We start from the raw sequence: 1004 nt of genomic DNA, 5'->3' as shown, positions 1-1004 counted from the left end.
TGCGCGCTGATGTCACGGTCGGCTCGTTCCTGTCCGGCGGCATCGACTCCACCGCCATCGCGGCGCTGGCCATGCGGCACAACCCGAAGCTCATCACCTTCACCACCGGGTTCGAGCGCGAGGGCTACTCCGAGGTCGACGTAGCCGCCGAGAGCGCCGAACTGATCGGCGCCCGCCATATCGTCAAGGTGGTCTCCCCCGCCGAGTTCGCCGCCGCCATCCCCGAGATCGTCTGGTACCTCGACGACCCGGTCGCCGACCCCGCCCTGGTGCCGCTGTACTTCGTGGCCAAGGAGGCCCGCAAGCACGTCAAGGTGGTGCTCTCCGGCGAGGGCGCCGACGAGCTGTTCGGCGGATACACCATCTACCGGGAGCCGTTGTCGCTCAAACCGTTCGAGTACCTGCCCGCCGGGCTGCGCAAGCTCGTGGGCAAGCTCGGTGACCGGATCCCCGACGGCAAGCGCGGCAAGTCGCTGCTGCAGCGCGGCTCGCTCACCCTCGAGGACCGCTACTACGGCAATGCCCGCAGCTTCAACGACGCCCAGCTGCGCGCGGTGCTGCGCGAGTTCCGCCCCGAGTGGACCCACCAGGACGTCACCGCCCCGATCTACGCCCAGTCCCGCGGCTGGGATCCGGTAGCCCGCATGCAGCACCTCGACCTGTTCACCTGGCTGCGCGGCGACATCCTGGTCAAGGCCGACAAGATGACCATGGCCAACTCCCTGGAACTGCGCGTGCCGTTCCTGGACAACGAGGTCATGCGCGTCGCCCAGGGCCTGCCCTACGAGCAGAAGATCACCAAGGAAACCTCCAAGTACGCGCTACGCCAGGCCCTGGACGGCATCGTCCCCGACCACGTCCTGCACCGCGCCAAGCTCGGCTTCCCGGTCCCCCTGCGGCACTGGCTGCGCGGCACCGAACTCTACGACTGGGCCCACACCCAGATCGCCGAATCCCAGACCGACCACCTCATCGACAAGGCCGCCGTCGCCCAGATGCTGCGC

1 protein-coding gene is annotated in these 1004 nt (G+C 68.4%); it reads left to right on the top strand.

Features of this window, described 5'->3' with window-relative positions; genetic code table 11:
- The coding region (locus ACFOW8_RS28820) for an asparagine synthetase B family protein (RefSeq protein ID WP_378554826.1) at positions 1-1004 on the top strand (1004 nt) is incomplete at both ends.

Source organism: Nocardia rhizosphaerae, assembly GCF_042650365.1.
Taxonomy (GTDB): domain Bacteria; phylum Actinomycetota; class Actinomycetes; order Mycobacteriales; family Mycobacteriaceae; genus Nocardia; species Nocardia rhizosphaerae.
Note: the sequence above shows the minus strand (reverse complement) of the source record. Positions and strands in the feature narration are given on the sequence as shown.